At 66.0% G+C, this 26009-nt stretch carries 23 protein-coding genes and 1 tRNA gene; 19 read left to right on the top strand and 5 right to left on the bottom strand.

The annotated features are described in order from the left end of the window. The first annotated feature begins 27 nt into the window (after nt 1-27). The 4 genes from FOE78_RS18160 to pyk all read left to right on the top strand — a co-directional run bounded on the left by FOE78_RS18160 (nt 28) and on the right by pyk (nt 3533). The gene (locus FOE78_RS18160; protein ID WP_210415045.1) at nt 28-429 is read left to right on the top strand and encodes a TraR/DksA family transcriptional regulator; all 402 of its coding nucleotides are present in this window, start codon (nt 28-30) and stop codon (nt 427-429) included. Then, nucleotides 402-1076 (top strand): signal peptidase II, encoded by a 675-nt coding sequence (gene lspA / locus FOE78_RS18155; protein ID WP_143987538.1) that lies wholly within the window; start codon nt 402-404, stop codon nt 1074-1076. The genes FOE78_RS18160 and lspA overlap by 28 nt, the downstream gene beginning before the upstream one ends. After that, nucleotides 1073-1999: an RluA family pseudouridine synthase gene (locus FOE78_RS18150; protein ID WP_143987537.1), complete on the top strand. Its 927-nt coding sequence runs from the start codon at nt 1073-1075 to the stop codon at nt 1997-1999. The genes lspA and FOE78_RS18150 overlap by 4 nt, the downstream gene beginning before the upstream one ends. A gap of 118 nt (nt 2000-2117) precedes the next feature. Then, a complete protein-coding gene (gene pyk, locus FOE78_RS18145; RefSeq protein WP_143987536.1) occupies nt 2118-3533 on the top strand; it encodes a pyruvate kinase in 1416 nt (471 codons plus the stop codon). Between the two features lie 268 nt (nt 3534-3801). On the opposite strand, the gene FOE78_RS18140 is transcribed toward pyk, so the two are convergent. Then, nucleotides 3802-4416, bottom strand: coding sequence for a class I SAM-dependent methyltransferase (locus tag FOE78_RS18140; protein ID WP_210414657.1), 615 nt, complete (start codon nt 4414-4416; stop codon nt 3802-3804). Between the two features lie 476 nt (nt 4417-4892). Further along, nucleotides 4893-4975 (bottom strand) — tRNA-Leu (locus tag FOE78_RS18135). A gap of 112 nt (nt 4976-5087) precedes the next feature. Between FOE78_RS18135 and FOE78_RS18130 the strand changes: the two genes are divergently transcribed. The 7 genes from FOE78_RS18130 (at nt 5088) to FOE78_RS18100 (ending at nt 12372) form a co-directional block, all read left to right on the top strand. Continuing rightward, nucleotides 5088-5762: an ANTAR domain-containing response regulator gene (locus FOE78_RS18130; RefSeq protein WP_407662666.1), complete on the top strand. Its 675-nt coding sequence runs from the start codon at nt 5088-5090 to the stop codon at nt 5760-5762. Between the two features lie 257 nt (nt 5763-6019). Continuing rightward, nucleotides 6020-7243, top strand: a complete 1224-nt coding sequence (locus FOE78_RS18125) for a branched-chain amino acid ABC transporter substrate-binding protein (protein ID WP_143987534.1) — start codon at nt 6020-6022, stop codon at nt 7241-7243. A 7-nt stretch (nt 7244-7250) separates the two neighbouring features. Next, nucleotides 7251-8180, top strand: coding sequence for a branched-chain amino acid ABC transporter permease (locus tag FOE78_RS18120; protein ID WP_143987533.1), 930 nt, complete (start codon nt 7251-7253; stop codon nt 8178-8180). Beyond that, entirely contained in the window at nt 8177-9898 is a 1722-nt protein-coding gene (locus FOE78_RS18115; RefSeq protein ID WP_143987532.1) for an ABC transporter permease subunit, read from the top strand. The genes FOE78_RS18120 and FOE78_RS18115 overlap by 4 nt, the downstream gene beginning before the upstream one ends. After that, nucleotides 9895-10773: an ABC transporter ATP-binding protein gene (locus FOE78_RS18110; RefSeq protein WP_143987531.1), complete on the top strand. Its 879-nt coding sequence runs from the start codon at nt 9895-9897 to the stop codon at nt 10771-10773. Before FOE78_RS18115 ends, FOE78_RS18110 begins: the two co-directional genes overlap by 4 nt. Beyond that, the gene (locus tag FOE78_RS18105; protein WP_143987530.1) at nt 10766-11473 is read left to right on the top strand and encodes an ABC transporter ATP-binding protein; all 708 of its coding nucleotides are present in this window, start codon (nt 10766-10768) and stop codon (nt 11471-11473) included. Before FOE78_RS18110 ends, FOE78_RS18105 begins: the two co-directional genes overlap by 8 nt. 41 nt (nt 11474-11514) lie before the next feature. After that, nucleotides 11515-12372, top strand: a complete 858-nt coding sequence (locus FOE78_RS18100) for a DUF1206 domain-containing protein (RefSeq protein WP_143987529.1) — start codon at nt 11515-11517, stop codon at nt 12370-12372. On the opposite strand, the gene FOE78_RS18095 is transcribed toward FOE78_RS18100, so the two are convergent. Together FOE78_RS18095 and FOE78_RS18090 are read right to left on the bottom strand one after the other, a co-directional pair. Further along, complete coding sequence (locus FOE78_RS18095) at nt 12259-13122, bottom strand: class I SAM-dependent methyltransferase (protein ID WP_143987528.1); 864 nt, start codon at nt 13120-13122, stop codon at nt 12259-12261. The two genes, FOE78_RS18100 and FOE78_RS18095, sit on opposite strands and share 114 nt — an antisense overlap. A 385-nt stretch (nt 13123-13507) precedes the next feature. Continuing rightward, complete coding sequence (locus tag FOE78_RS18090) at nt 13508-13939, bottom strand: PaaI family thioesterase (RefSeq protein ID WP_143987527.1); 432 nt, start codon at nt 13937-13939, stop codon at nt 13508-13510. Nucleotides 13940-14018: 79 nt separating this feature from the next. Between FOE78_RS18090 and FOE78_RS18085 the strand changes: the two genes are divergently transcribed. Both FOE78_RS18085 and polA read left to right on the top strand, forming a co-directional pair. Next, entirely contained in the window at nt 14019-14240 is a 222-nt protein-coding gene (locus FOE78_RS18085; protein ID WP_143987526.1) for a helix-hairpin-helix domain-containing protein, read from the top strand. 103 nt (nt 14241-14343) lie between these two features. Beyond that, nucleotides 14344-17025, top strand: a complete 2682-nt coding sequence (gene polA, locus FOE78_RS18080) for a DNA polymerase I (protein ID WP_228266237.1) — start codon at nt 14344-14346, stop codon at nt 17023-17025. A 47-nt stretch (nt 17026-17072) separates the two neighbouring features. Here polA and FOE78_RS18075 read toward each other — a convergent pair whose 3' ends face one another. Further along, nucleotides 17073-18116 (bottom strand): LacI family DNA-binding transcriptional regulator, encoded by a 1044-nt coding sequence (locus FOE78_RS18075; protein WP_228265878.1) that lies wholly within the window; start codon nt 18114-18116, stop codon nt 17073-17075. 252 nt (nt 18117-18368) lie between these two features. Between FOE78_RS18075 and FOE78_RS18070 the strand changes: the two genes are divergently transcribed. The 6 genes from FOE78_RS18070 to FOE78_RS18045 all read left to right on the top strand — a co-directional run bounded on the left by FOE78_RS18070 (nt 18369) and on the right by FOE78_RS18045 (nt 25995). Beyond that, nucleotides 18369-19058: a DUF624 domain-containing protein gene (locus FOE78_RS18070; protein ID WP_143987524.1), complete on the top strand. Its 690-nt coding sequence runs from the start codon at nt 18369-18371 to the stop codon at nt 19056-19058. Between the two features lie 109 nt (nt 19059-19167). Then, complete coding sequence (locus FOE78_RS18065; protein ID WP_143987523.1) at nt 19168-20697, top strand: extracellular solute-binding protein; 1530 nt, start codon at nt 19168-19170, stop codon at nt 20695-20697. 6 nt (nt 20698-20703) lie between these two features. Then, nucleotides 20704-21687 (top strand): ABC transporter permease, encoded by a 984-nt coding sequence (locus FOE78_RS18060; RefSeq protein WP_228265877.1) that lies wholly within the window; start codon nt 20704-20706, stop codon nt 21685-21687. A gap of 12 nt (nt 21688-21699) precedes the next feature. Beyond that, nucleotides 21700-22677, top strand: a complete 978-nt coding sequence (locus FOE78_RS18055; RefSeq protein WP_143987522.1) for a carbohydrate ABC transporter permease — start codon at nt 21700-21702, stop codon at nt 22675-22677. Between the two features lie 56 nt (nt 22678-22733). Next, nucleotides 22734-24728, top strand: coding sequence for a rhamnogalacturonan lyase (locus FOE78_RS18050; RefSeq protein ID WP_143987521.1), 1995 nt, complete (start codon nt 22734-22736; stop codon nt 24726-24728). Then, a complete protein-coding gene (locus FOE78_RS18045; protein WP_168207577.1) occupies nt 24721-25995 on the top strand; it encodes a PD40 domain-containing protein in 1275 nt (424 codons plus the stop codon). Before FOE78_RS18050 ends, FOE78_RS18045 begins: the two co-directional genes overlap by 8 nt. Nucleotides 25996-26009 lie beyond the last annotated feature (14 nt).

Genomic DNA, 26009 nt, shown 5'->3' with positions numbered 1-26009 from the left:
GATCGAGCGGTCGCCGCCGGCCGGTCGATGCGTGCCGGTGACCTGCCGGTACGTCCGGGCGAGGAACCCTGGACCGCCAAGGAGTTGAAGGAGATCCGGACCGAGCTCGAGGCCGAAATCGTACGGCTGGCCGATCAGATCGAGATCTCCGAGACCGAACTGGTCGGGCTGCTGCGCGACGGCAGCGAGGGCGCCGGCAGGGACCCCGCGGACGTCGGTTCGACCAACTTCGAACGTGATCATGAGATGTCGCTGGCCAACAACGCCCGCGAGTTGCTCGATCAGACCCGCTCGGCCCTGCGGCACATCGCCAACGGCACCTACGGGGTCTGTGACAACTGCGGTCGGCCGATCGGCAAGGGTCGGCTGCAGGCGTTCCCTCGTGCGACACTGTGCGTGGAATGCAAACAACGCGAGGAACGTCGATAACCGAGAACGCACCTGACCGTGGCCGCCGGCGAGCACGCAGCCGGTGGCTGTTTGTCGTCGTCGCGTTGGCCGGCCTGGCCGTGGACGTGATCACCAAGAAGCTGGCGGTCAGGTTTCTCGACCCGTCCGATCCGGTGGTGCTGTTTGGCGGCCTGATCCGATTGCAGCTGATCCGCAACTCCGGGGCCGCCTTCAGCATGGGCGAGAACTACACGTTGCTGTTCACCATCCTGGCCAGCCTGGTGCTGATCTTCATTCTGGCTGTGCTGCTGCCTCGGCTTGGCCACGTCGGCTGGGCGGTCGCGCTCGGCCTGCTGGTCGCCGGGGTAGCGGGCAATCTCGCCGACCGGATCTTCCGGCCGCCGTCGCCGCTGCACGGTCATGTCGTCGACTTCATCCAGCTGCCGCACTACGCGATTTTCAACTTCGCCGACATGTGCGTGACCAGCGCCGCGGTGCTGATCGTGATCCTGGCGATCTTCCGCAACGTCGCGGTCAGCGGCGAGCACTACGCCCGGACCGGCAAATCCACCGGCCACTCGGCGGAGTCTGCTCAGAGTTCGGCGGAGCCTTTGGCACCCGAACGCATGGACAAGACATCCACGTCGACGGTCTCGGAAGCGGAGCAGAAGAGCACCGAGCAGTGACCGAGTCCAAGACGGTACTGGTGCCCGAAGGTCTGGAAGGCGAACGGGTGGACAGCGCGGTGGCGCGGATGCTCGGCCTGTCTCGCAACAAGGTCGCAGAACTCGCGGCGCTCGGAGCCGTGCGGGTCGACGGCGAACCGGCGAACAAGTCCGACCGAGTGATGGCCGGGTCGATGCTCGAGGTCGACCTGCCGGTCGCACCCACCGGCGTACCGGTCACGCCTCAGGTGGTCGCCGGCGTCAGGATCGTCTACGACGACGAGCACGTCGTGGTGGTGGACAAACCAGTCGGGGTGGCAGCGCATCCGAGCCTGGGCTGGGACGGTCCGTCGGTCACCGAGCATCTGGCCGGTGCCGGCTTCCGGATCTCCACCTCCGGTGCCCCGGAACGCCAGGGCGTCGTGCAGCGGCTGGATGTCGGCACCTCCGGGTTGATGGTGCTGGCCAAGAGCGAACGTGCCTACACCGTGTTGAAGCAGGCGTTCCGGGATCGCGCCGTGGACAAGACGTACCACACCCTCGTCCAGGGACACCCGGATCCGTTCGAGGGCACCATCGACGCACCGATCGGCCGGCATCCCGGCGCGGACTACAAGATGGCCGTGCTGGCCGGCGGCCGGCACAGCGTGACGCACTACCGGACGCTGGAGGCGCATCGCGGGGCGACCCTGCTCGAGGTGAAGCTGGAGACCGGTCGGACTCACCAGATCAGGGTGCACATGGCCGCGATCAAGCATCCGTGTGTCGGCGACCCGACGTACGGCGCGAATCCGCGGCTGGCCGCCGAACTCGGATTGGTCCGGCAATGGCTGCACGCGGTCCGGCTCGGGTTCACCCACCCGGCGACCGGGGACTGGGTGGAGTTCGAATCCCCGTATCCGGAGGATCTGCAACACGCGCTGGACCTCATCCGTTCGCCGTGACCTGCGCGACGTCGGTGAAACGGTCGACGCGGCCCCGAGGCTGAGGACAGACTGGGCCGAGGGCTCAGCGGCCGGGGGTGAGGCACGGCCCCTCGTCCGGACGTAATAGGGTCACGCTGTGCGTAGAGCGAAGATTGTCTGCACCCTCGGGCCCGCGACCTCATCATCCCAGCGGTTGGTCGAGTTGGTGCGGGCCGGGATGGACGTGGCCCGGCTGAACATGAGCCATGGCGACTACCCCGATCACCTGAAGAATCTGCAGGGCGTACGGGCGGCGGCCCAGGAGGTCGGCCGGCCGGTCGGCATCTTCGCCGATCTCCAGGGACCCAAGATCAGGTTGGGGCGGTTCGCCGACGGCAAGGTCGATCTTGCGTACGGGGCGAAGTTCACCATCACCACCGAGGACTGTGCCGGCGACGTACATCGTTGTTCGACGACGCACAAGGGCCTGCCCGGTGACGTCAAGTCCGGCGATTTGATCTTGATCGACGACGGCCGGATCCAGCTGCAGGCCGACGAGGTCACCGACACCGACGTGATCACCACCGTCAAGGTCGGCGGTCCGGTGTCCAACAACAAGGGCATCAATCTGCCCGGTGTCGCGGTCAGCGTGCCGGCCCTCAGCGAGAAGGACAAGGCCGACCTGCGATGGGCGCTGGCCCAGGGCGTGGACATGATCGCCATGTCGTTCGTCCGCAACGCCGCCGACATCGAAGAGGCACACAAGATCATGAGCGAGGAGGGCCGCAAGGTCCCGATCATCGCCAAGATCGAAAAGCCGCAGGCCGTGCAGAACCTGGACGAGATCATCGACGCCTTCGACGCGTTCATGGTCGCCCGTGGTGATCTTGGCGTGGAGCTTCCGCTGGAGGAAGTTCCCTTGGTACAAAAGCGGATTGTGACCGCTGCCCGGCGCTGGGCGAAGCCGGTGATCGTCGCCACCCAGATGCTGGAGTCGATGATCTCCGCTCCGCGGCCGACCCGGGCCGAGGCATCCGACGTCGCCAACGCCGTACTCGACGGGGCGGACGCGGTGATGTTGTCCGGTGAGACCAGTGTCGGCCAGTACCCGGTGATCACCGTGGAGACGATGGCCCGGATCGTGAACGAGACCGAAGCTCACGGGATGGCCGAGATTCATTCGCTGGACTGGGATCCGCACACCACCGCGGGCGTGGTCACCAAGTCGGCCGCCGACATCGCTCGTGGTGTCAAGGCCCGTTATCTGGTCGCCTTCACCCATTCCGGTGACTCGGCGCGGCGACTGTCCCGGCTGCGTTCCGACATCCAGGTGCTCGCCTTCACCCCGTTGGAGAGCACCCAGGCCGAACTCACCCTGTCGTGGGGTATCGAGACGATCCTGGTCCCGATGGTGTCGCACACCGACGACATGATCCGCCAGGTCGACAAGGCGCTGACCGAATCCGGCCGGATCGAGGAGGGCGAGCGGGTCGTGATCATCGCCGGTTCCCCGCCCGGCCGCGCCGGCGCCACCAACATGATCCGCGTCCGCCGGATCGGGCTGCCGCTGTAACTTGTGGGGGCCGAGCCCCCACACCCCACGTTCCTACCGGGTTGAGTTGGGCTTCGTACGATTTTTCTGGCGATTTTCGGCGCCGCGGGCGCCGAAATCACGCTGCCGCGGCGGGGCGCGGGGTCTTCGTGGTCGGGGATCTGACCGCCGGCTCCGTTCCGGGACGGTCAGCACCGCGGGTCGACCGGGAAGCTGGTTGGGCGATTGCAGGAGGTTCCGGTGATCTCGGGGGTGCTTATGGGTGCGTCAGCTCCTGCAATTCGTCGGGTCAGGAGCGGGTGAAGACGCCGAGGACGGACTGGCCGAAGGGGATCGGGAAGCGGTCGAGGATGCGAGTGATCGGGACCACGACGGAGTCGTAGATCTTCACCAGGCCGGGTTTGGGGGTACCGGTGCCGCCCCTGCGGACTGCGGCCCACCAGGCGACACCGCCGAGCAGGTTCACCGGCCGGCAGCTGCGGACCTCCGGGCCCGCTTGGTGTCCGGCCGCGGCCAGCGTCTTCGGGGTGTAACGCCGGACGTGGCCGACCGACCGGTCGAAGTCGCCGTACAGGTTCATGTAGCCGGGCACCCACTGGATCACCGTGCCGCCGGGACGTACCAGACGCGACAGCGCCTGCAGGGTGTCGACGTCGTTCTCGATGTGCTCCAGCACGTTGATCGCCAGTACGGAGTCGACCGCACCCTGGTCGGAGGTCAATTGCTCTGCCCGTTGCGGAGTGAGCGTCGCAGCGTCCAGCCGACGCGCCTGCACTCCCGGCCGGCCGGAGAACCGCCGGGCCATCGAATCGACCGCCTCCGGATCGACGTCAGTGACGACCACCCGGTCCCGATCCACCAGCTGACTGGAGAAGTCACCGAGCCCCGCGCCGACCTCCAGCACCTCCGCCCCGCAATGCGGCGCGATCAGCTCGTACTGAACTCTCTGGGGGCCGAGCCCCCAGACCCCGCGTTCCGACCGTGTTGCGTTGGGCGATCGCCCGACCTTTTGGTGATCTTCGGCGCCGCGGGCGCCTCAGATCACGCTGCCGCTTTGGGGAGATCTCTCGGCCTCGTCGACCTGTGAGCGGACGGGCCTTCGGACCTTCGACAGACTCGAGCGCCATAAGTCCGGTTCTTCGTCGGACTCGCGTACCCGGTCCTTCGACAGGCTCAGGATTCATGACGGAGGGATCGCCGACCGTTGAGACTCCGCGCCCGCAGCGGCAGCGTCGTTCGAGGCGCCCGCGGCGCCGAGAACGGCCAGCAAAATCGGGCGACCGCCCAGCGCAACACGGTAGGAACGCGGGTCTGGGGCTCGGCCCCAGATAAACACGGTAGGAACGTGGGTCTGGGGCTCGGCCCCAGAAAACACCGCCGTGCCGGAGAGGGGAGTCGAACCCCTACGCCCTTGCGGGCAGACGGGTTTGAGCCGTCCGCGTATACCATTCCGCCACCCCGGCCGGGTACCAAACGGATCGTGCGATCAGCAAGCCCGTTTGGAGCGACGATCATTGTGCCACAGGTCTTGGTGATGAAGCGCACCCGGGCGTGGCTCGGCAACACGCCGGGCCGCTGGATAGAGTTAGGCCCGTGACCGAGAGCAAAGCGGCGGTTCCACCGCAGACGAAGAGCGCAGCGAAGTCGAGCAGCAAGGCAGCCAAGGGCGCGCCGCCGCGCGTCGTCGTCGCCGAGGACGAGTCCCTGATCCGGCTCGATCTCGTCGAGATGCTCACCGAGGAGGGGTACGACGTCGTCGGCGAGGCCGGTGACGGCGAGCAGGCGGTGACGCTGGCCACCGAACTCAAGCCCGACCTGATCGTGATGGACGTCAAGATGCCCAAGCTGGACGGCATCTCCGCGGCCGAGAAGATCGCCGCCGACCGGATCGCCCCGGTCGTGATGCTTACGGCGTTCAGCCAGCGTGAGCTGATCGAACGGGCCCGCGAGGCGGGTGCGATGGCATACGTGGTCAAGCCGTTCGGCAAGGACGATCTGGTGCCGGCGATCGAGATCGCCATCGCCCGCTACCAGCAGATCCTGGCGGTCGAGGCCGAGGTGGCCGACCTGGAGGAGCGGCTGGAGTCGCGCAAGGTGGTCGACAAGGCCAAAGGGCTGCTGCAGGTCGGACTCGGGCTGACCGAGCCCGAGGCATTCCGCTGGATCCAGAAGACGGCGATGGACCTGCGCAAGTCGATGCGCGAGGTGGCCGAGGGAGTCATCGCGCACGGCGCGAAGCCGGGCAAGTAGTCAGCCGCCTCGCCCGCGACCCGAACGGTTTCCACCCAGCAAAGAAGTGAGAGCGCCCGACCGCACGTCTGCGGTCGGGCGCTCGTGTGCTCTGCCTCGAACCGTTGGGTAACAAACAGGCAACACGGTGAGCCTCATCTCACAACCGTCCTCAGTTCGATTTAAAGTTCATCCCCATCCGGGCTCGCCGACGCTGGGGGTGCTCCTCCACGAGTCACCGGTAGCGGCCCACGAGGCCGTCCAATTCAGGAGGAAGAGTGCGCAAGCATCGACTCGTCATTGCCGGGGCCGCCGTCCTGGCGTTGTCCTTGACCGCGACCGCCTGCGGGACGCGGTCCGAATCGGGCGCCAACGGTGACACCGCCGACCAGGCGACCAAGGTCGCCACCATCGGCGTGATCTCCCCGCTGACCGGGGACCTGGCCGCGATGGGGATCGGGATCAAGAACTCGGTCGACCTGGCGGTCAAACAGGCCAACGAGAACAAGACCATTCCCGGCTGGACGCTGAAGATCCGGGCCGAGGACGACGAGGCCAAGCCCGACTCCGGGCGCAACGCGGCCACCAACCTGACCAGCGACAAGACGGTGGTGGGCGTGGTCGGTCCGCTGAACTCGTCCGTCGGCCAGACCGTGCAGCCGGTGCTGAACAGTTCCAAGATCGTCGAGGTGTCGCCCGCCAACACCGGCGTCTCGCTGACCAAGGGTGAGGACGCCGCAAATCCGAAGCGGCCGTACAACAGCTATTTCCGCACCTGCACCACCGACGACATCCAGGGCCCGTTCGCCGCTCGGTACATGTACCAGACCGCCGGCATCAAGAAGGTCGCGACGATCCATGACAAGAAGGCCTACGGGCAGGGCCTGGTCACGGCGTTCACCGAGGAATTCAAGAAGCTCGGTGGTGAGGTGGTTTCCGCGCAGACGATCAACCCCGACGACTCCAACTTCGGCCCGGTGATCAGCAAGGTGAAGTCGGCCAAGCCGGCCGGCGTCTACTACGGCGGTGAGTACCCGCAGGCAGGCCCGCTCAGCCAGCAGATGAAGGCCGGCGGTCTGAACGTTCCACTGATGGGCGGCGACGGCATCTACTCGCCGAACTACATCAAGCAGGCCGGCAAGACCTCCGGCGGTGACCTGGCGACCTCGGTCGGCGCTCCGGCCGACACCCTGCCGTCGGCGAAGGACTTTGTCGACGCCTACGCCAACGGCGGCTACAAGGATCCGTACGAGGCCTATGGCGCCTACTCCTACGACGCCGCGAACGCGATCATCAACGCGCTGAAGACGTCGCTGGCCAACGCCGAGGACGCCGGCTCCGCTCGGGAAGCGACCATCGAGGCCGTCGCCAAGGTCGACTTCGACGGTGCCACCGGCCACGTCTCCTTCGACGAGTTCGGCGATGCGACGGCGCGGGTGCTGACCGTCTACCAGGTCAAGGGCGACGCTTGGCAGCCGGTCAAGACCGACGAATTCAAGTGACCAGCGAGTGTTCGTACTGCAAGCCCTGATCGACGGGCTGTCGCTCGGTGCCTTGTACGCGCTGATCGCCGTCGGCTACACGGTCGTCTACGGCATCATCCAGTTGATCAACTTCGCCCACGGCGAGATCTTCATGATCGGAGCCTTCGGCTCGGTCACGGTCTGGCTGCTGGTGCCGGGTGAGGTGTTGTCCATCTGGATGCTGCCGTTGATGCTGGTCGGCGGCATGATCGCCTCGGTCGCGGTGGCGTTGCTGATGGAGCGGATCGCCTATCGACCGCTCCGCAACGCACCGCGGTTGGCGCCGTTGATCACCGCGATCGGCGTGTCGATCTTCCTGCAGGAGTTCGTCCGGTTGTTCTACGGCAAGATCCCCGGCTTCCCCGACGCGAAGGCCAACGTGGGCTTTCCGCGGATCGAGGGCGTCACCGGGCAGGCGATTCAGATCGGCGGGCTGCAGCTGGACCGGCCCTCGATCTTCACCCTGTCGGCGTTGATCGTCTGCACCGGCTTCCTGTACCTGTTCATCAACAAGACCGGCATCGGCCGCGCCATGCAGGCGACGTCGCAGGATCCTGACACGGCGCGACTGATGGGCATCAACGTCGACAAGATCATCATGATCGCGTTCGCGGTGGGCGCCGCGCTGGCGGCCGTCGCCGGCGTCGCGCAGGGCCTGAAGGACACCAATATCGACTTCAGGATGGGCTTCATCGCCGGCCTGAAAGCCTTCTCCGCTGCGGTTCTCGGCGGCATCGGCAACATCTGGGGCGCGCTGGTCGGCGGTCTGGTGATCGGTGTCTTCGAGTCGCTGGCGACCGCGGTGATGCCCAGCGGTTCGGCCTGGAAGGATGTCTGGGCGTTCGTGGTGTTGATCTTGATCCTGGTGTTCCGGCCGCAGGGCCTGCTCGGCGCCCGGGTGGTGGACCGGGCATGATCATCCCTGGAATTCCGGTCGAGCTGACCCGGCGGTACGAGTCCGCGGCCAAGGTCACCGCCGCGGCGGCAGGAATCGTACTGGCCGGCTCTGCCTACCTGCCCTGGGCGTACGGTGCCGAGGCGCTGGACAACGTCAGCTATCTCGGCGGTCCGTCGTTCACCCAGTTCATCGCGCTCGGCCTCGGGTTGTGCATCGCCGGCTTGGTGATCTTGTCCCGGGTGTTTCCTCGCGGCGTAGGTCGGTTGCGGATCGGCTGGATCGCCGGCGCCCGGGCCGCGGCCACCGGCAGCCTGATCGCGATGGTGGTTGTCGACCTGGCGATCGCGGTCGAGCTCGGTGGCACCATCAACATCATGTATGGCGGCTGGGTTGCCACGGCGGCAGCGCTGCTCGCCTTCGTCGCCACCCGGTTCATGATCACCGAGACCCAGCCGAACCTGGCAACGGCGAAAACTCCTGCCTGGCTGGCGATCCTGGCGATTGCGGTGATCATGCTGGTGGTGTTGTTCGCCGCCTACTACGCGTTGGACCAAAGCGATCCGGGCACGTTCGTCGTCTTCGGCGTCTACGCCGGGGCGGTGGTCGCCACCTTGATCAGGACGGGCGTGATGGGTTGGCTGACCGCGGTCTCCCGGGCCCATCGCAAGGTGTTGGTGTTGTCGGCCTTCATCGTCGCCTTCCTCTTCCCCTTCACCCAGGGCGGCCAGCAGGCGAACATGTCGATCGCCACCCAGGTGTTGATCTTCGCCGCCACCGCGATGGGGCTGAACATCGTGGTTGGTCTGGCCGGCCTGCTGGACCTGGGTTACATCGCCTTCCTGGGTGCGGGTGCGTTCGTGGCGGCGATGATGTCCAATTCCGCCTTCGCCACCATCGGCTGGCATCCGCCCTTCCTGGTGGTGATGCTGATCAGCGGCTGCGTGTCGGCCACCCTCGGCTTGATCATCGGATCGCCGACGTTACGGGTGTCCGGTGACTATCTGGCGATCATCACGCTGGCCTTCGGTGAGATCTTCCGGCTGGCCATGATCAACTTGGACGGCACCGACGGACCGGATCTGACCCACGGATCGAACGGCATCCCCGGCGTGCCCGGGCTCAAGATCGGCAACTTCGATTTCGACGACACGCACACGATCTTCGGCGTCGAGATCGGCATGTACGGCAACTACTACTTCCTGCTGCTGGTGCTGCTGGCGGCCATCATCGCGATCTTCGTCCGGCTCAACAACTCACGGATCGGCCGCGGCTGGGTAGCGATCCGGGAGGACGAGAAGGCGGCCGAGGCGATGGGCGTGAACACCTTCGGTTTGAAGCTCTTCGCCTTTGCCAGCGGGGCCTTCCTGGCCGGTGTCACCGGCTCGATCAAGGCCCATCACGACATCTCGGTGACACCGGATCAGTACATCTTCCTGGAGTCGGCGTTCCTGCTGGCCGCGGTCGTACTCGGCGGCATGGGCACCGTGCTCGGTGTGCTGATCGGCGCGACGCTGCTGCGGATGATGCCGGAGAAGTTGCGGTTCGTGAACGAGTATCGGTTGATGATCTTCGGGCTGCTGCTGGTGATCATGATGCGGTTCCGGCCGGAGGGCTTGATCGCCAGCGAACGCCGACAACTGGAATTCCATGCCGAGGATGAAGAATTGGCCGATCGGATCGAGGAAGAAGAGATCGCCGCGGACCGCATCGACAAGTCGCAGGAGGCGCTGCGATGACGGCGACCCACCAGATCACCGAACCACGGTCCGAAAGCGCCGAACCGCTGCTGCGGGCAACCGGGGTGACGATGCGGTTCGGCGGCCTGGTGGCGGTCGACTCTGTTGATCTTGACGTCCATCCGGGGGAGATCGTCGGTCTGATCGGGCCGAACGGGGCCGGCAAGACGACCTTCTTCAACTGTTTGACCGGCCTCTACAAGCCGACCAGTGGGCAGGTGCTGTTCAACGGATCGGTGTTGGCACCCAAACCCCGCAAGGTGGTGCAGGCCGGGATGGCCCGTACCTTCCAGAACATCCGGTTGTTCGCCAACATGACCGCGTTGGAGAACGTGATGGTGGGCCGCTACTGCCGGACCACCTCCGGCCCGTTCACCTCGATCATCCGCGGGCCGAAATTCCGCCGGGAGGAACGGGAGACCAGGGAGAAGTCGGCCGAGTTGCTGGACTTCGTCGGGTTGACCAAGGTCTCCGGCAATCTGGCCAGGAATCTTCCGTACGGTGATCAACGTCGGTTGGAGATCGCACGCGCACTGGCCACAGATCCGCAGCTGCTGCTGTTGGACGAGCCGACCGCCGGGATGAACCCGCAGGAGACCAGGCAGGCCGAGGAGTTGATCTTCAAGATCAGGGACTCCGGGCTCGCGGTGGTCACCATCGAGCACGACATGCGCTTCATCTTCACGTTGTGCGACCGGGTGCTCTGCCTGGTGCAGGGCCGTCCGCTGGTGCTCGGCACCCCGGCCGAGGTGCAGTCCGATCCGCGCGTGATCGAGGCCTACATCGGCACCGGTGCCGAAGCCGAAGAAGCCTTGCAGGACAAGGGTCCTGAGCTTGTCAAAGGACCTGAATCGAAGGGCGGCCACGATGCTTGAGGTCAAGGATCTGCAGGTGGCCTATGGCCGGGTCCGCGCGGTGAAGGGGATCAGCTTCACCGTCGAGGAGGGACAGATCGTCACTCTGCTCGGCACCAACGGCGCCGGCAAGACGACCACGCTGAAGACCATCTCCGGGCTGCTTCGCCCGGAGGCCGGCGAGATCTGGTTCGACGGACGGCGGATCGACACCACCCCGGCGCACCAGATCGTCAGCCTCGGGTTGGCTCATTCGCCGGAGGGACGGCGGATCTTTCCCCGGCTGACGGTGGAGGACAATCTGCGGTTGGGTGCCTTCGCCCGCAAGGACAAGGGCGGCATCGCCAAGGATCTGCAGCGGGCGTACGAGCTCTTCCCGGTCCTGCACGACCGGCGCAGCCAGCCGGCCGGCCTGTTCTCCGGCGGTGAGCAGCAGATGCTGGCGATCGGCCGGGCGCTGCTCAGTCATCCCCGGTTGTTGATGTTGGACGAACCGTCGATGGGGCTGTCTCCGCTGATGATGCAGCGGATCATGACCACGATCGCCGAGTTGCAGTCCGAGGGCGTGACCATCCTGCTGGTGGAGCAGAATGCGCAGGCAGCGTTGTCGCTGGCCGATTACGGGTACGTTTTGGAGACCGGGATGATCACCCTGCACAACAGCGGCCGCGCATTGCTCGCCGACGAGGGCGTCCGCAAGGCGTATCTGGGCGAGGACTGATCACCAGCCCCGGACAGCCGACTGGTACGACGGGAGGTCCGATGGGTTCCGAGGTCGAGGACACTGCCAAGGACGCTGCCGACGATGCCCGAGACACCGCTGAGGCGCTGAATCAGCGGATCCGCCGGACCCGCGGTTATCGGTGGCTGGTCGCGCTCGGCTTGTGTGCGTACGGGGTGGTGCACCTGCTTGTGGCGGGCATCGCGCTGCAGGTCGCCTGGAGCGGCGGCGGCCAGCCGTCCGAACAGGGTGCGTTGCGTGCCATCGCCAGTACCCCGGTGGGTCCGGTGGTGTTGATCGTGCTCGGTGTCGGCCTGCTGGCGTTGGTGCCGTGGCAGGGATTCGAGGCGCTGCTGGGGCACGGCCGAGTGGCCCAGCAACACGATCCGAAACGTCGTACCGTCAAACGGTTCGCCTCGGCCGGCCGTGCGATCGTCTACCTCGCGCTCGGGATCAGCGCCTTCCGATTCGTCGGCGGCTCCGGCAGTTCCGGCGGATCGCAACACGAGGAGACGATGACCGGACAGCTGATGGCCCACCCATTCGGCCGGTATTTGGTGGCCGCGATCGGCCTGGCGATCCTCGCCGTCGGCGTCAACCAGGTGATCAAGGGCGCTCGGATGACTTTCACCGAGGATCTGCGCGGGTCGACCGCAGCACCCGCGATCGGGCTCGGGGTGGTCGGCTACATCGCCAAGGGGATCTCGCTGGTGTTGGTCGGCGGCTTGTTCGGCTGGGCGGCGCTGACGTACGACCCGAAGCGAGCCGGCGGTCTGGACGAGGCGCTACGGCTGGTCCGCGACCAACCCGCCGGGCCGGTGCTGCTGACCGTGCTCGCCGCTGGGCTGGCCTGCTTCGGTTTCTACTGCTTCGTCTGGGCCAAGAACGCCGAGACCTGAGCCACGGGCCGCCCACGCCTCGGCGGTCACGACGAAACTCGTGTCGGGGAGTCGGCGTGCGCATTCGCGTCGGATCTGTTCCTGATCCGCTTCGGAGATGCCGCCCAGGTAGTCGCCGACCGGACCGACGCCCAGGGTGTACGGCTCCCACCACTCGTCGAAGTCGCGGTACTGCACTCGTACGGTGAGCCGGTCGTCGGTGACGTCGGTGATCCCGGCGTCGGTGAACAACCGGACGAGTTCACCTTCACGGACGCCGGCAAGCTGGGATTCGTCGCCGGCGTTCGGGTCGAGCTCGTGCACGACCTCCCAGAAGGTCGAGACCGGTCCGTGCCCGCCGGCGTGATCCCAGACGCAGGCCGCGATCACTCCGCCCGGCCGGGTGACCCGACTCATCTCCCGCAGTCCGGCGACCGGGTCGCGCATGAAGTGCACGACCAGTTGGGCCAGCGCCGCATCGAAGGTCGCGTCCGGGTAGGGGAGTTGTTCGGCGACGCCCTGCCTGACCTCGACGCCGGGACAGCGCGTGCTGGTCGCTTCGACGAACGGCGGCGACGGGTCGATGGCCGTCACCTGCTGGGGTCCGAGGATCTCGGCCAGCCGTGCGGTCAACGCGCCCGGTCCGCAGCCGACGTCGAGCACCCGCTGACCCGGCGCAATCCCGGCGTAGTTGCTGAACAGCGCGGACAGCGGCTCGGAGTAGCGGCCCATGAACCGCCCGTACAGCTCGGCCGCCACGTTGAACCCCATGCCGGCAGCGTAGATCCGCCCGCCCCACCGCGCTGCCGAACCGACCGTTCCCGCACAAACCGCAACAAGGCCCTGAGCTCGTCGAAAGGCAGTAAGGCGCGTCGTTAGGCAGGGACTCGACGGAGGGGCCCTGAGCTTGTCGAAGGGCCGCCACGCGGGACCCGACTGGATCCCACCCCAATGGATCGACCATGATCAAAACCCATACTCAACTACTGCATCCGAATAAGCCATCGTTTGCCACAACCTGAGCTTGTCAGCTGATCCCGAGACCAGCCTCCGCATCGTGCAGCGTGGATCTGCTCCCTGCCCTCGTCGGTCGGCGCGACGTTGGCCGGTGCGGTCTCGGCGTGGTCCGTGACTTCGGTTGTCGGATGACTCGGTACTACTTCGGCGCGGCGACCAGTTGACAGGTCAGTCGTGCGGTGCAGACCCGGTTGCCGTGGTCGTCGACCAGCACGATCTCGTACATCGCCACCGTGCGACCGAGCTTGAGCGCGGTCGCGATGCCGGTGACGTGGCCGGACCGGACCGACCGATGATGGGTGGCGTTGATGTCGATGCCGACGGCGAACTTGTCCGGTCGTGCGTGCGCCACCGCTCCGTACGAGGCCAGCGTTTCGGCCATCACGCAGGACGCGCCGCCGTGCCACAGCCCGATCGGTTGGGTGTTGCCCGCGACCGGCATCCGCCCGACCACCCGCTCGGGCGTGACCTCGAGCAACTCCATCCCCATCGCCTGGTCCAGCGCGCTCGGCATGTCTCGAACCCAGTCCGGAAGATTGGTGGCATCGGGCGTCGGGGCAGCGTCAACCATGTGCACACCCTAAGTGTCTTTCCGTACGCTGACGGACAGATCGGCCGAGCGGTCGGTCAAGCGGCGAAGGAGGAGATCGATGGCCGAGGAAAGGCATCCCGTCCGCGATCCGGGACCGGCGTTCGACGGGATAAGGATCGGTCGACCGGCGGCCGGGGCACTGATCAACGCCGGCTACCGAACGCTGGCGGACCTGCCTGCGGACCTCGATGAACTGTTGTCCCTGCACGGAGTCGGACCGCGCGCGATCCGACTGTTGAACCAGGCCCGGGCCGGTGGCGATGTCGGTGGGGCCGTCTAGAGTCGGACCCGTGCCGACCCAGACTCAAACCGTACGAGCCGCCGCCCGTAAGGCAGCGGCGAAGAAGGCTGCCGCCCCGGGCCCGGATCCGAGCAAGCCGCGGCTGCTGCTGATCGACGGCCACTCGGTGGCCTACCGTGCCTTCTTCGCCCTGCCGGTGGAGAATTTCTCCACCCAGACCGGCCAGCACACCAACGCGGTCTTCGGCTTCACCTCGATGCTGATCAACGTGCTGCGGGACGAGCAGCCGACCCACGTCGGGGTCGCGTTCGACGTGTCCCGGAAGACGTTCCGGACCGAGGCGTACGCGGAGTACAAGGCCAATCGCTCCAAGTCGCCAGACGAGTTCAAGGGTCAGGTCGCGCTGATCAAGGAAGTCCTGGACGCACTCAACATCGTCTACGTCGAGAAGGACGGTTTCGAGGCCGACGACATCATCGGCACCCTGACCAAGCAGGCCGGGGCCGAGGATCTCGAGGTGCTGATCTGCACCGGCGACCGGGACTCGTTCCAACTGGTCGACGAGAAGACCACCGTGCTCTACCCGCGCAAGGGCGTCTCCGACCTGGCCCGGATGACGCCCACCACGGTCGAGGAGAGGTATCTGGTCGCGCCGGCGCGCTATCCCGAGCTGGCCGCGCTGGTCGGCGAGACCAGCGACAACCTTCCGGGCATCCCCGGGGTCGGCCCGAAGACCGCCGCGAAGTGGCTGACCACCTACGACGGCCTGGAGAATCTGATCACCCGCGCCGGCGAGATCAAGGGCAAGGCGGGCGACGCGTTCCGGGAGCGGATCGCCGACGTCAAGCTGAACCGGCAGATCAACGCGCTGGTCTGCGACCTCGACCTGCCCATCACCGTCCCCGACCTGCTCCGCAAGGACTGGAATCGGGAGGCGGTCCACCAACTCTTCGACGGGCTGGAGTTCCGGGTGCTCCGGGACCGGCTGCTCGAAACACTGCCCGCACACGACGCCGAGCCCGAGGGCGGGTTCGAGGTTGCCGGCACCCTGCTGGAGGACGGGCAACTGGGCGAGTGGCTGACCGAGCACGCCGGCGTCGGCCGCGTCGGGGTGGCGCCGCTCGGGCATTGGGCAGCAGGCGCCGGTGACCTGACCGCGGTCGGATTGGCCGCCGGTGACGGCGCGGCCTGCTACCTGTCCACCGTCGATCTGGTGCCGGAGGACGAACAGGCCCTGGCCGACTGGTTGACCGATGTTCAACGGCAGAAGGTGATTCACGACGCCAAGGGCCCGATGCTGGCGATCTGGTCCCGCGGTTGGCAGTTGCAGGGGCTGGTCTCCGACACCCAGTTGGCCGCCTACCTGGTACGGCCGGATCAGCGCAGCTATCAGCTCGACGATCTGACTGTCCGCTACCTCAAACGCGAGCTCAAGATCGACGTCTCCGACCAGGCCGCCGACGGCAACCAAGATCAACTCGCGTTGGACTTCGACGACGGTGCCGATCAACGCGCCGCCGCCGACGCCGCGATGGTTCAGGCCCGTGCCGTTGTTGATCTTGCTGCTGCGTTGGACACCGCCATTGATGATCATGGTGGGACGAAGTTGCTGCAGGAGGTCGAGTTGCCCCTGCAGCGGACGCTGGCCCGGATGGAGCAGACCGGCATCGCTGTCGACGTTGATCATCTGCAGTCGCTGGAGTCCGATTTCGGGGCGAAGGTCACCGACGCGGCGCAGGCCGCGTACGACGTGCTGGGCAAGGAGATCAACCTCGGCTCGCCGAAACAACTCCAGGTTGTGCTGTTCGAGGAGCTCGGGATGCCGAAGACCCGGCGGACTCGGACCGGCTACACCACCGACGCCGACGCCCTGCAGGGACTGTTCGAGAAGACCGAGCACCCGTTCCTGGCCTATCTGCTCGCTCACCGCGACGCGATCCGGCTGAAGCAGACCGTCGAAGGCCTGCTGGCTTCGATCTCCGACGACGGACGCATTCACACCACCTACATGCAGACGATCGCCGCCACCGGCCGGTTGTCCAGCACCGACCCCAACCTGCAGAACATTCCGATCCGGACCGAGGAGGGCCGCCGGATCCGGGAGGCATTTGTGGTCGGCCCCGGCTACGACGCCTTGATGAGCGCGGACTACAGCCAGATCGAGATGCGGATCATGGCCGACCAGTCCTCCGACGCCGGCTTGATCGAGGCTTTCAACTCCGGCGTCGATTTCCACACCGTCACCGCGTCGCGAGTCTTCGGGGTCGCGGCCGACGAGGTGACGCCGGGGCAGCGGGCCAAGATCAAGGCGATGAACTACGGCCTGGCCTACGGTCTGAGCGCGTACGGGTTGAGTCAGCAGCTCAACATCGACGTGTCCGAGGCGCGCGGTCTGATGGACGAATACTTCGAGCGGTTCGGCGGCGTACGGGACTATCTGCGGTCGCTGGTCGAGGACGCCCGCCGGACCGAATACACCGAGACGATCCTGGGCCGCCGCCGCTACCTGCCCGACCTGATCAGCGACAACCGGCAGCGCCGGGAGATGGCAGAGCGGATGGCGTTGAACGCGCCCATCCAGGGATCGGCCGCCGACATCATCAAGATCGCCATGCTCGACGTCGAACGAGCCATCGAAGATGCCGGCATGCAGTCACGGATGCTGCTGCAGGTGCACGACGAGTTGATCTTCGAGATCGCCGTGGGGGAGCGCGACGCGCTGGAGGCGCTGGTCCGGGAGAAGATGGGCCACGCCGTCGATCTGGCCGTCCCCCTGGACGTCTCCGTCGGGGTAGGCCACAGCTGGCACGCTGCTGCGCACTGAGACATCCGGGCGCCACCCCCAGACCCGCGCGCCCGTTGGATTGCTGATCACCCGCTCTCGCGGATGATCAACTTGGTCGGGATGGTGACGGACATGGGCAGGCTGTCGGCGTTCTCGGTGATCAGCCGGACCATCTCCCGACTGATCCGGTCGAGTGGCTGGCGGACGGTGGTCAGCGGCGGGTCGAGGGTCTCGGCCAGACCGGTGTCGTCGAAACCGACCAGGTGTACGTCGTCGGGCACGATCCTGCCTGCGTCGCGCAACACCGTGAGGGCGCCCGCGGCCATCAGGTCGTTCGCCGCGAACACGGCATCCAGGTCGGGGCAGCGGTCCAGCAACTTCCGCATCGCGGCGCTGCCGCTGTCGCGGGACCAGTCGCCGTACTCGATCAGCGCCTCGTCCTCGCTTCGATCGTGGGATGCCAGCGATTGCCGGAATCCGCGCAAACGTTCGGTGCCGCCCGACGTGTCCTGCGGGCCGGTGATGGTGGCGATCCGCCGACGGCCGACGCGGAGCAGATGATCGACCGCGCTGCGAGCGCCGGCGAAGTCGTCCGCGGTCACCGTGCCGATCGACTCCTCGAAGCCGGGACGGCCGGTGGCAACGACGGGTACGTCCGCAGCCGCCAGCCGGGGCAGCAGCGGATCGCCGTTGTGCGAGGAGATCAGCAGCACCCCGTCGACGTGGCCGCCCGCCAGGTACTCGACCACCCGATCACGCTCGGCGTCGGTGCTCGCGATCATCAAGATCAACGCGAGTTGGCGGTCCGACACTGCCTGCGTCACGCCGCGGAGCAGGATCGACAGGTTCGGATCCTCGAAGAGCACATGCTGCGGTTCGGGCAGCAGGAATGCGATTGAACCGGAGCGTCCGGTGACCAGTGATCGAGCATGCGGGTTGGCCGTGTAACCGGTACGGGAGATCGCCCGCTCGATGGATCGCCGTGCCTCGGCGCTCACCCACTTGCCGCCGTTGAGGAAGCGGGACACGGTCCCGTACGAGACCCCGGCCTCGCGGGCGACGTCGTGGATCGTCGGCCGTCGCCGGCCCGCCCTTGGCCTCTGAGGGGCACGCCGGTCCGGTGTCACCACGGGCTGCAGACTAGCAACCGGACCGTGATCGCTGACAATACTGTGCGGTTTTGTGACGGATTCCGACTCGCCGATCGGCCCCGTTCGAAGCATCGACCAGGTATCAATTGCGTCACGGATTCCCGTTCTCGTTGCGATAGCGGCGATGGTGCCTTGACCGCGGAGACCGCTTTCCCCTAGTGTGACCGCGGCTGTAAACGATCACAGCGATGACAGCCTCTCCGCGGTCCAGCACTCAATGAGGAGGTGCCGATGACGGAACACTGGACGACGAAAGCGCAGGCTGCGGCCGACACCGTGGCCTGGATGATCAAGCTCAGCATCTGGTGGTGGTTGTTGACCGCGATCGGTCTCGGGGTGTTCGGCGCAGCCCCGGCCTCGGCCACCGGTGCGATCGCAGTCCGGCGCCGCAGCCGGGGCGAGCGGGTGCGGTTCCGCGACGCCGTCGGGATCTACCGCAGCGAGTTCGTCTCGGCCAACCTGGCTCTCACCCCGGCCCTGTTGATCATGCTTTTGCTGCTGCTCAATCTGCAGTGGTTCGCCGGCGTGCCGCAGCTCACGCCGCGGCTGCTCACCCTGGCCGCGCTGGCCCTGATGGCCCTAGCCGCGTGCTACTTGCCTGCCCTGTATGCGTTCTACGACCTGCGTCGGCACCGGTACCTGCTGCAGGCCATCCGGATCGTCTTCGCTCGACCGCTGTGGAGCGTGTTGATGATCTTGGTCAGCGCAGCCGTCGTCTTCGGCACGTACAAGATCATCATCTTGGCGCCGATCGCGGTCGGCGTCTGGCTGCACACCAGCAGTTGGCTCGGCCTGAGGTTCTTCACCGAGAACGAGGCTCGCCGCGCCGCCGCCACCGAACAAGTTGATCATGTCGGCGGACGAACCCGCGGCAACGACGACGTGTTCGCGCTGCCCACCGAACCTCTTCGTACGCACTGAGCTCATCCGCTGGCGATCGCGATCGGAGGATCGCGGCGCGCACGAACGACCCCAATCATTCACGACTGGCCGGCCCCAATGCAGCGAGCCGGAAAAGAAAGGCACGATCATGGATCGACGGAAATTCCTGATGTTCGCCGGCGCCGGGACACTGGCGGCCACCGCGGTCGGAGTAACCGGTTGCGGTGGCGACGACAGCGGCAGCAAGGGCAGCGGCGGCAAGTCCGACCTGAGCACCCTGACGATGATGCTGCCGCTGTACGACACCTCCGCGCCGGCCGCGACCGGCGAGATGCAGCAGGCGATCGAGAAGTTCATCGGCAAGAAGTTGGACATCAGCTGGGTGCCGAATGCCAGCTACGACGACAAGATCAACGTCACCCTGGCCTCGGACAAGATCCCGATGCTGATGGCCGCGGACAAGTCGCCGACCTTCGTCCGCTCCGCCGAAGCCGGCGCATTCTGGGAGCTCACCGACAAGATCGGCAAGTACCCCGAGCTCAAGTCCGACAACGAGCAGATCCAGAAGAACTCCTCGATCAACGGCAAGATCTACGGCATCTACAAGGGCCGCGACGCGATGCGCAGCGCCCTCAGCATCCGCAAGGACTGGCTGGACAAGCTCAATCTGGAGTTGCCGAAGTCCACCCAGGATCTGTACGACATCGCCAAGGCCTTCCACACCGAGAAGCCGAACGGCAAGAAGGACTGCACCGGGCTGATCATCCCGAAGTGGCCCGGCGGCTACGGCTCAGCCAGTCCGTACGACGTGATCGAGGTCTGGTACGGCGCACCGAACAAGTGGAAGGTGGACAACGGCAAGTTCGTCCCCGGGTTCGACACCGACGAGTTCTTCGAGGCCGTCGACTTCATCAAGAAGATGATCGACGAGGGTCTGGTCAACAAGGACTTCGCCACCCTGGACAGCGCCAAGTGGAACGACCCGTTCTTCAACGGCGACGGCGGCATGATCCTCGACGTCAGCTCCCGGGGTCTCGCGCTGCAGGCTCTGTTCCAGGAGAAGGATCCCAAGCACTACACGAAGTACGTCGACATGACCGGCACCCTGACCGGTCCGGACGGCCAACTGCACGCCTACCCGACCACCGGCTACAACGGCTTCATCGCGATCTCCAAGCAGAGTGTGCGCGACGAGTCCGGCCTGGACGAGGTGCTCAAGGTGCTGGCCAAGCTCAACACCAAGGAAGGGCAGGTGCTGCTGAACAACGGCATCCAGGGCAAGAACTTCGACGTCAAGGACGGCTACGCGGTCACCATCAACGAGAACGTCAAGGAGGACGAGGAGATCGGCGCGAACGTCAAGTCGTTCGCTCAGCTCGGGATGGCGGTCGGCGGCTACAAGGCGTACAAGACCAAGCCGGACGCTCTGGCGGCCAAGCGTGACGCGTTCCACAAGTCCGACTTGGAGCATGCCGTGTTCGACCCGAGCCTGCCCTACGTCTCGCCGACCTACGTCAGCAAGGGTGCTCAGCTCGATCTGATCGTCGGCGACGCGCTGCTGAAGTACCTGGCCGGCCAGATCGATCTGGTCAAGTTCAAGTCCGAGATCCAGCGCTGGCACAGCTCCGGCGGCGACCAAGTCGCCCAGGAGCTGAGCGATCTCTACCAGAAGGGCTGAGGCCTGGTGTCTGCTGCAGCAGTTGATCAGCTCCGTCCGGACTCCGGGGCCTCCCCGGCCCCGGACGAGCCGATCGTGCCCCGCAAGGTCAGCTTGGCGCGGAGGATGTACCGCTTCCGCTGGCTCTACCTGATGCTGATCCCGGGCGCCGCGTACTTCGTGATCTTCAAGTACGCGCCGATGTACGGGATCACCATCGCCTTCCAGGATTACCTTCCCTTCTTGGGATTCCGGGGTAGTCCCTGGGTCGGATTCGAGCATTTCCAGGAGTTGTTCGCCAGCCCGGACTTCGGTCGGTTGATGGCCAACACATTGATCTTGGCTTTGCTGCATGCAGTCTTCGCCTTCCCGGCGCCGATCATCGTCGCGTTGCTGTTGAACGAGGTCCGGTTGCAGGTCCTCAAGCGCAGCGTGCAGTCGTTGATCTACATCCCGCACTTCCTGTCCTGGACGATCGTGGCGTCGCTGACCTATCTGCTGTTCGCGATGGACACCGGTGCGATCACGCATCTGATGAATTCGATCTTCGGCGCCAACTTCGACTTCCTGTCCGATCCGCACTGGTTCCGGCCGTTGATCATCTTGCAGACGCTGTGGAAGTCCACCGGCTGGGGGACGATCATCTATCTGGCCGCACTCGCCGGCGTGGACGAGAACCTGTACGAGGCTGCGCGGATCGACGGCGCGAATCGGTGGAAGCAGACGTGGCACATCACCCTGCCGGCGATCCGCTCCACCGTCGTGATCATGGCCATCCTGATGACCGGCAACCTGCTGGACAGCGGCTTCGAACAGATCTACCTGATGACCAACAGTCTCAACCGCGACGTCGCCGACGTGTTCGACACCTACGTCTACTACATCGGCATCACCCAGGGCCAGTACAGCTACTCCACCGCGGTCGGTCTGTTCAAGGCCGTGGTCGGCATCATCTTGATCTTCGGCTCGAACTGGCTCGCCCGCCGTCTCGGCCAGACCGGCTTGTTCTGAGGGGAGAGCGCAATGACTACATCTGATCCAGCGCCGCGCTCCGCGCGGACCACCGAGACCTCGACCGGTCTGGCGATCGGCGACCAACGCAAGCCACAGCAGAAGATCAAGAGTCGCCGGATCCGGCGCAGCGTGTCCGGCACGATCTTCGACAGTCTGAACTATCTGATCTTGATCGGGCTGGCGTTGATCACCGTACTGCCGTTCCTGTACGTGATCGCCGGCTCGTTCGCCGGCGAGGCCGAGATCACGTCCAGGCCGTTCTTCATCTGGCCGCACAAGTTCGTGATGTCCAGCTACAACTACATCTTCTCCACCAACGCGTTCCTGCGCAGCCTGATCGTCACCATCGGCGTCACCGTGGTCGGCACCGCCGTCCAGGTCGCGATGACCTTCCTGATGGCCTATCCGCTGTCCCGGCGTGAACTGCCCGGCCGCAATCTGATCTTGAACCTGATTATCTTCACCATGGTGTTCGGCGGCGGGATGATCCCGACCTTCCTGATCGTCAAGGCGCTCGGGCTGCTGGACAACTACGCCGCACTGTTCCTGCCGGCGGCGATCAACGCCTTCTACCTGGTGATCGCCAAGAACTTCTTCCAGGAGTTGCCGGAGGAGTTGCAGGAAGCCGCCCGGATCGACGGCTGCACCGAGCTGGGTGTCTTCACCCGGATCGTGCTGCCGCTGTCCAAGCCGATCCTGGCCACGTTCGCGTTGTTCTACGCGGTCGGCATCTGGAACGACTTCATGTCGCCGCTGCTCTACATCAGCTCGCCGTCGAAGTGGACGCTGCAGATGTTCGTCCGCCAGGTCACCGTCTCCGCCGACGTGGCCAACGTGACCGGGCAGGTCGACCCGGACTGGGTGCCGCCGGCTCAGGGCATCAAGTTCGCCACCGTGGTGATCGCCACCGTGCCGATCCTGCTCTTCTATCCCTTCCTGCAAAAGCATTTCGCCAAGGGGGTGCTGATCGGCTCGGTCAAGGGCTGATCAACACCTCAGGTTCCACCACCAGTGCTCGGGGCTGAACAACGGAGGTTCGACGCATGACCCATCCACTACGCCGATCCAGGAAGCCGGTTCCCGGGGCCAGGAAGCCGATCGCCCGGGCCGTCGCCGCCGGTGCACTCGCCGCCGCGATGATCATCCCGGCCGGTGCGGCGCTGGCCGCGCCGGCACCCGACCGCGCTGTTGATCATGGTCGGATCATGGAGCGGCTGGACCGATCCCCGGTGGCGGTGAAGACCGACGGCGGGGTGTACGTGGGTTGGCGGCTGCTCGCCTCGGACCCGGCCTCGACCGCGTTCCAGGTGCTGCGCGACGGCAAGCTGATCACGCCGAAACCCTTGCGGGGCAGCACCAACTACGTCGATCCACACGGCACCGCCGACTCCGTCTACCAGATCCGTGCGGTCGGCGGCGCAGCCCAGCAGCGCCTCAGCCAGCGGTTCCGGGTGTGGAGTCAGAACCATCTCGACGTGCCGCTGGACAAACCGGCCGACGGCGTCACCCCGGACGGCAAGTCGTACACCTATCGGGCCAACGACGCCAGTGTCGGCGACGTCGACGGGGACGGGCAGTACGAGATCATCCTGAAATGGGATCCGAGCAATTCCAAGGACAACTCGCAATCCGGCTACACCGGCAACGTCTACGTGGACGCGTACAAGCTGGACGGCACCCGGCTGTGGCGAATTGATCTTGGTCGCAACATCCGCGCCGGCGCGCACTACACCCAAATGGTCGTCTACGACCTCGACTCCGACGGCAAGGCCGAGGTGATGATGAAGACCGCCGACGGCACCGTCGACGGCGGCGGCACGGTGATCGGCGACAAGGACGCCGACTACCGCAACTCGGCCGGCTACGTGCTCAGTGGCCCGGAGTATCTGACCGTCTTCAACGGAAAGACCGGTCGAGCGATCGACACGGTCGACTACCTGCCCGGCCGCGGCAACGTGGCGGACTGGGGTGACAGCTACGGCAACCGGGTGGACCGCTTCCTGGCCGGGGTCGGCTACTTCGACGGCAAACATCCCAGCGCCTTCTTCTCCCGCGGCTACTACACCCGTACGGTGGTCGCGGCCTGGGACTTCGACGGCCGGCATCTGGTGCAGCGTTGGGTTTTCGACTCCGACGAGGCCGGCAAGCAGTACGAGGGCCAGGGCAACCACAACCTGGCCGTGGCCGACGTCGACCATGATCAACGCGACGAGATCGTCTTCGGCTCGATGACTCTGGACGACGACGGATCCGTGCTCTACAACACGAATCTGCATCACGGCGACGCACTGCACGTCGGCGACTTCGACCCGTTCCGGCCGGGACTGGAGGTGTTCGCGGCACACGAGGACACCGACGCCAACGGCAATCGCGGCGCGACCTTTCGCAGCGCCGCCACCGGCGAGGTCTACTGGTCCATCCCCGGCATCAAGGACACCGGCCGAGCGGCTATGGACGACATCGACCCGACCCATCCGGGAGCCGAGGGCTGGGCCTCCGGGTCGACGGCCGAAGGGAAGAAACCGGAGCTGCGCAACGTCGACGGCAGCCTGGTGTCGACCAACCTGCCGCCGGCCAACTTCGACGTCTGGTGGGACGGCGACCTGAGCCGGGAGATCGCCGACCACAACTACGACAGCGACACCGCAGCCGGCGTGCCGGTGATCTCGAAATGGAACCCGCAGGCCGACGCCGCCGTGCCGATCTTCACCGCGACCGGCACCCTGACCAACAACACCACCAAGGGCAACCCGTCGCTGCAGGCCGACCTGTTCGGAGACTGGCGCGAGGAGTTGATGTATCGGACCGCCGACTCGACCGCGTTGCGGATCTACACCACCACCGCTCCGACCCAGCATCGGCTGGTCACCCTGATGCAGGACCCGGTCTACCGGCTGGGCGTGGTGTGGCAGAACGTCGCCTACAACCAGCCGCCGCACACCAGCTACTTCCTCGGCACCGGCATGCAGACGCCGGCCCGGCCCGACATCAGCTACCCCGACACCCGACACCAGCACGGAGAAGATGATCATGCCTGAGCCGACCGGTTTCGGCCGCCTCCTGCCCAGCGAGACGAGCCACTACACCGATCCGGTCACCGGAGTCGAGGTCAAGGTCCTGACCTCGCACCCGGCCGGCAGCTCGAAGCCGTACCAGACCCACCCGACCTGGACCGCCGACGGCGAGTGGATCCTGTTCCGCTCCGATCGTGACGACGGAGCTCAGGCCTACCTGGTGCACGAGACCCGCGGCGACATCCTGCAACTGACCGAGGGCGCCACCGACACCGGGAGCCTGAATCTCGATCCGGCCAGCAACACCCTCTACTTCATGCGCCGGGCCGACGAGGGACGTCAGCTGATCGGGCTGAACCTGAAGACGCTGATCCCGGACGCGTTGGCCGGCTCGATCGGCCCGCGTACGGAGTACGAGCGGGTGATCAGCACGCTGCCTCCTGACCTGCGAGACTCCGGCGGGTTCGCCATCGACGCCGACGGATCGGCGGCCTACTGGGGTGTCGGGTTCGGCCCGGCGCCGGACCGCAGCGCCGCGTTGGCCACGGCGGGCCGGCGGGTGATTGATCAACAAAACCTCGATCCGACCGAGGAACGTGAGGCTGCTCGGCTCCGGTTCGAGATCCAGGGCCGCGGACCGGGCGGCATCCGCCGGATCGACCTGATCACCGGCGAGCTGAGTACGGTGATCGACGTCGACTTCCGAATGGGTCACGTGCAGACCAACCCGTGGGTGCCCGGCGAGATCATCTACTGCCACGAGACCACTGGTGACGCGCCACAACGGATCTGGACCGTACGAGCCGACGGCAGTGACAACCGACCGTTGTATGTGGAGACGCCGGACGAGTGGGTGACCCACGAGACCGTGTCCGGGGCGGACGAGGTGATGTTCAACCTGATGGCTCATCTGCCGTATCTGGCGCAGAAGCCGAGCGGGGTCTGCGTTGTTGATCTTCGCACCGGTGCGATGCGGGTGCTCGGTCAGGCGCCGGGGCAGGGCTTCTGGCACTGCAACGGATCCCCGGATCGGCGCTGGGCGGTGGCCGACGACTTCACCGGCAACGTCACCCTGATCGATCGGCGCAGCGGCGAGCTGACCGTGCTCACCACCGATCACAAGATGCGGCCCGACCACACCCATCCGATCTTCAGCCCGGACAGCAAGCGGGTGTTGATCCAGTCGGGCCGTCCGACCGACGGCCGAGCACTGGATCTGATGCTGATCGACATTCCGGCCGCGCTGCAGGGACGTGAGCCGGCGCTGCCACAACCCAGCCCGGCCGGGTGATCAACTTCTGTTGA

The sequence above is a fragment of the Microlunatus elymi genome (assembly GCF_007362775.1).
Lineage (GTDB): Bacteria > Actinomycetota > Actinomycetes > Propionibacteriales > Propionibacteriaceae > Microlunatus > Microlunatus elymi.
Note: the sequence above shows the minus strand (reverse complement) of the source record. Positions and strands in the feature narration are given on the sequence as shown.

Excerpts from the sequence above, each read along its gene's own strand:
- FOE78_RS18095 (WP_143987528.1), bottom strand. The coding sequence starts at position 13,122 with ATGGGGTTCAACGTGGCGGCCGAGCTGTACGGGCGGTTCATGGGCCGC.
- FOE78_RS18085 (WP_143987526.1), top strand. The coding sequence starts at position 14,019 with ATGGCCGAGGAAAGGCATCCCGTCCGCGATCCGGGACCGGCGTTCGAC.
- FOE78_RS18055 (WP_143987522.1), top strand. The coding sequence starts at position 21,700 with ATGACTACATCTGATCCAGCGCCGCGCTCCGCGCGGACCACCGAGACC.
- FOE78_RS18110 (WP_143987531.1), top strand. The coding sequence starts at position 9,895 with ATGACGGCGACCCACCAGATCACCGAACCACGGTCCGAAAGCGCCGAA.
- FOE78_RS18065 (WP_143987523.1), top strand. The coding sequence starts at position 19,168 with ATGGATCGACGGAAATTCCTGATGTTCGCCGGCGCCGGGACACTGGCG.
- FOE78_RS18105 (WP_143987530.1), top strand. The coding sequence starts at position 10,766 with ATGCTTGAGGTCAAGGATCTGCAGGTGGCCTATGGCCGGGTCCGCGCG.
- FOE78_RS18160 (WP_210415045.1), top strand. The coding sequence starts at position 28 with ATGCGTGCCGGTGACCTGCCGGTACGTCCGGGCGAGGAACCCTGGACC.
- FOE78_RS18045 (WP_168207577.1), top strand. The coding sequence starts at position 24,721 with ATGCCTGAGCCGACCGGTTTCGGCCGCCTCCTGCCCAGCGAGACGAGC.
- FOE78_RS18100 (WP_143987529.1), top strand. The coding sequence starts at position 11,515 with ATGGGTTCCGAGGTCGAGGACACTGCCAAGGACGCTGCCGACGATGCC.
- lspA (WP_143987538.1), top strand. The coding sequence starts at position 402 with ATGCAAACAACGCGAGGAACGTCGATAACCGAGAACGCACCTGACCGT.
- FOE78_RS18115 (WP_143987532.1), top strand. The coding sequence starts at position 8,177 with ATGATCATCCCTGGAATTCCGGTCGAGCTGACCCGGCGGTACGAGTCC.
- FOE78_RS18050 (WP_143987521.1), top strand. The coding sequence starts at position 22,734 with ATGACCCATCCACTACGCCGATCCAGGAAGCCGGTTCCCGGGGCCAGG.
- FOE78_RS18090 (WP_143987527.1), bottom strand. The coding sequence starts at position 13,939 with ATGGTTGACGCTGCCCCGACGCCCGATGCCACCAATCTTCCGGACTGG.
- FOE78_RS18070 (WP_143987524.1), top strand. The coding sequence starts at position 18,369 with ATGACGGAACACTGGACGACGAAAGCGCAGGCTGCGGCCGACACCGTG.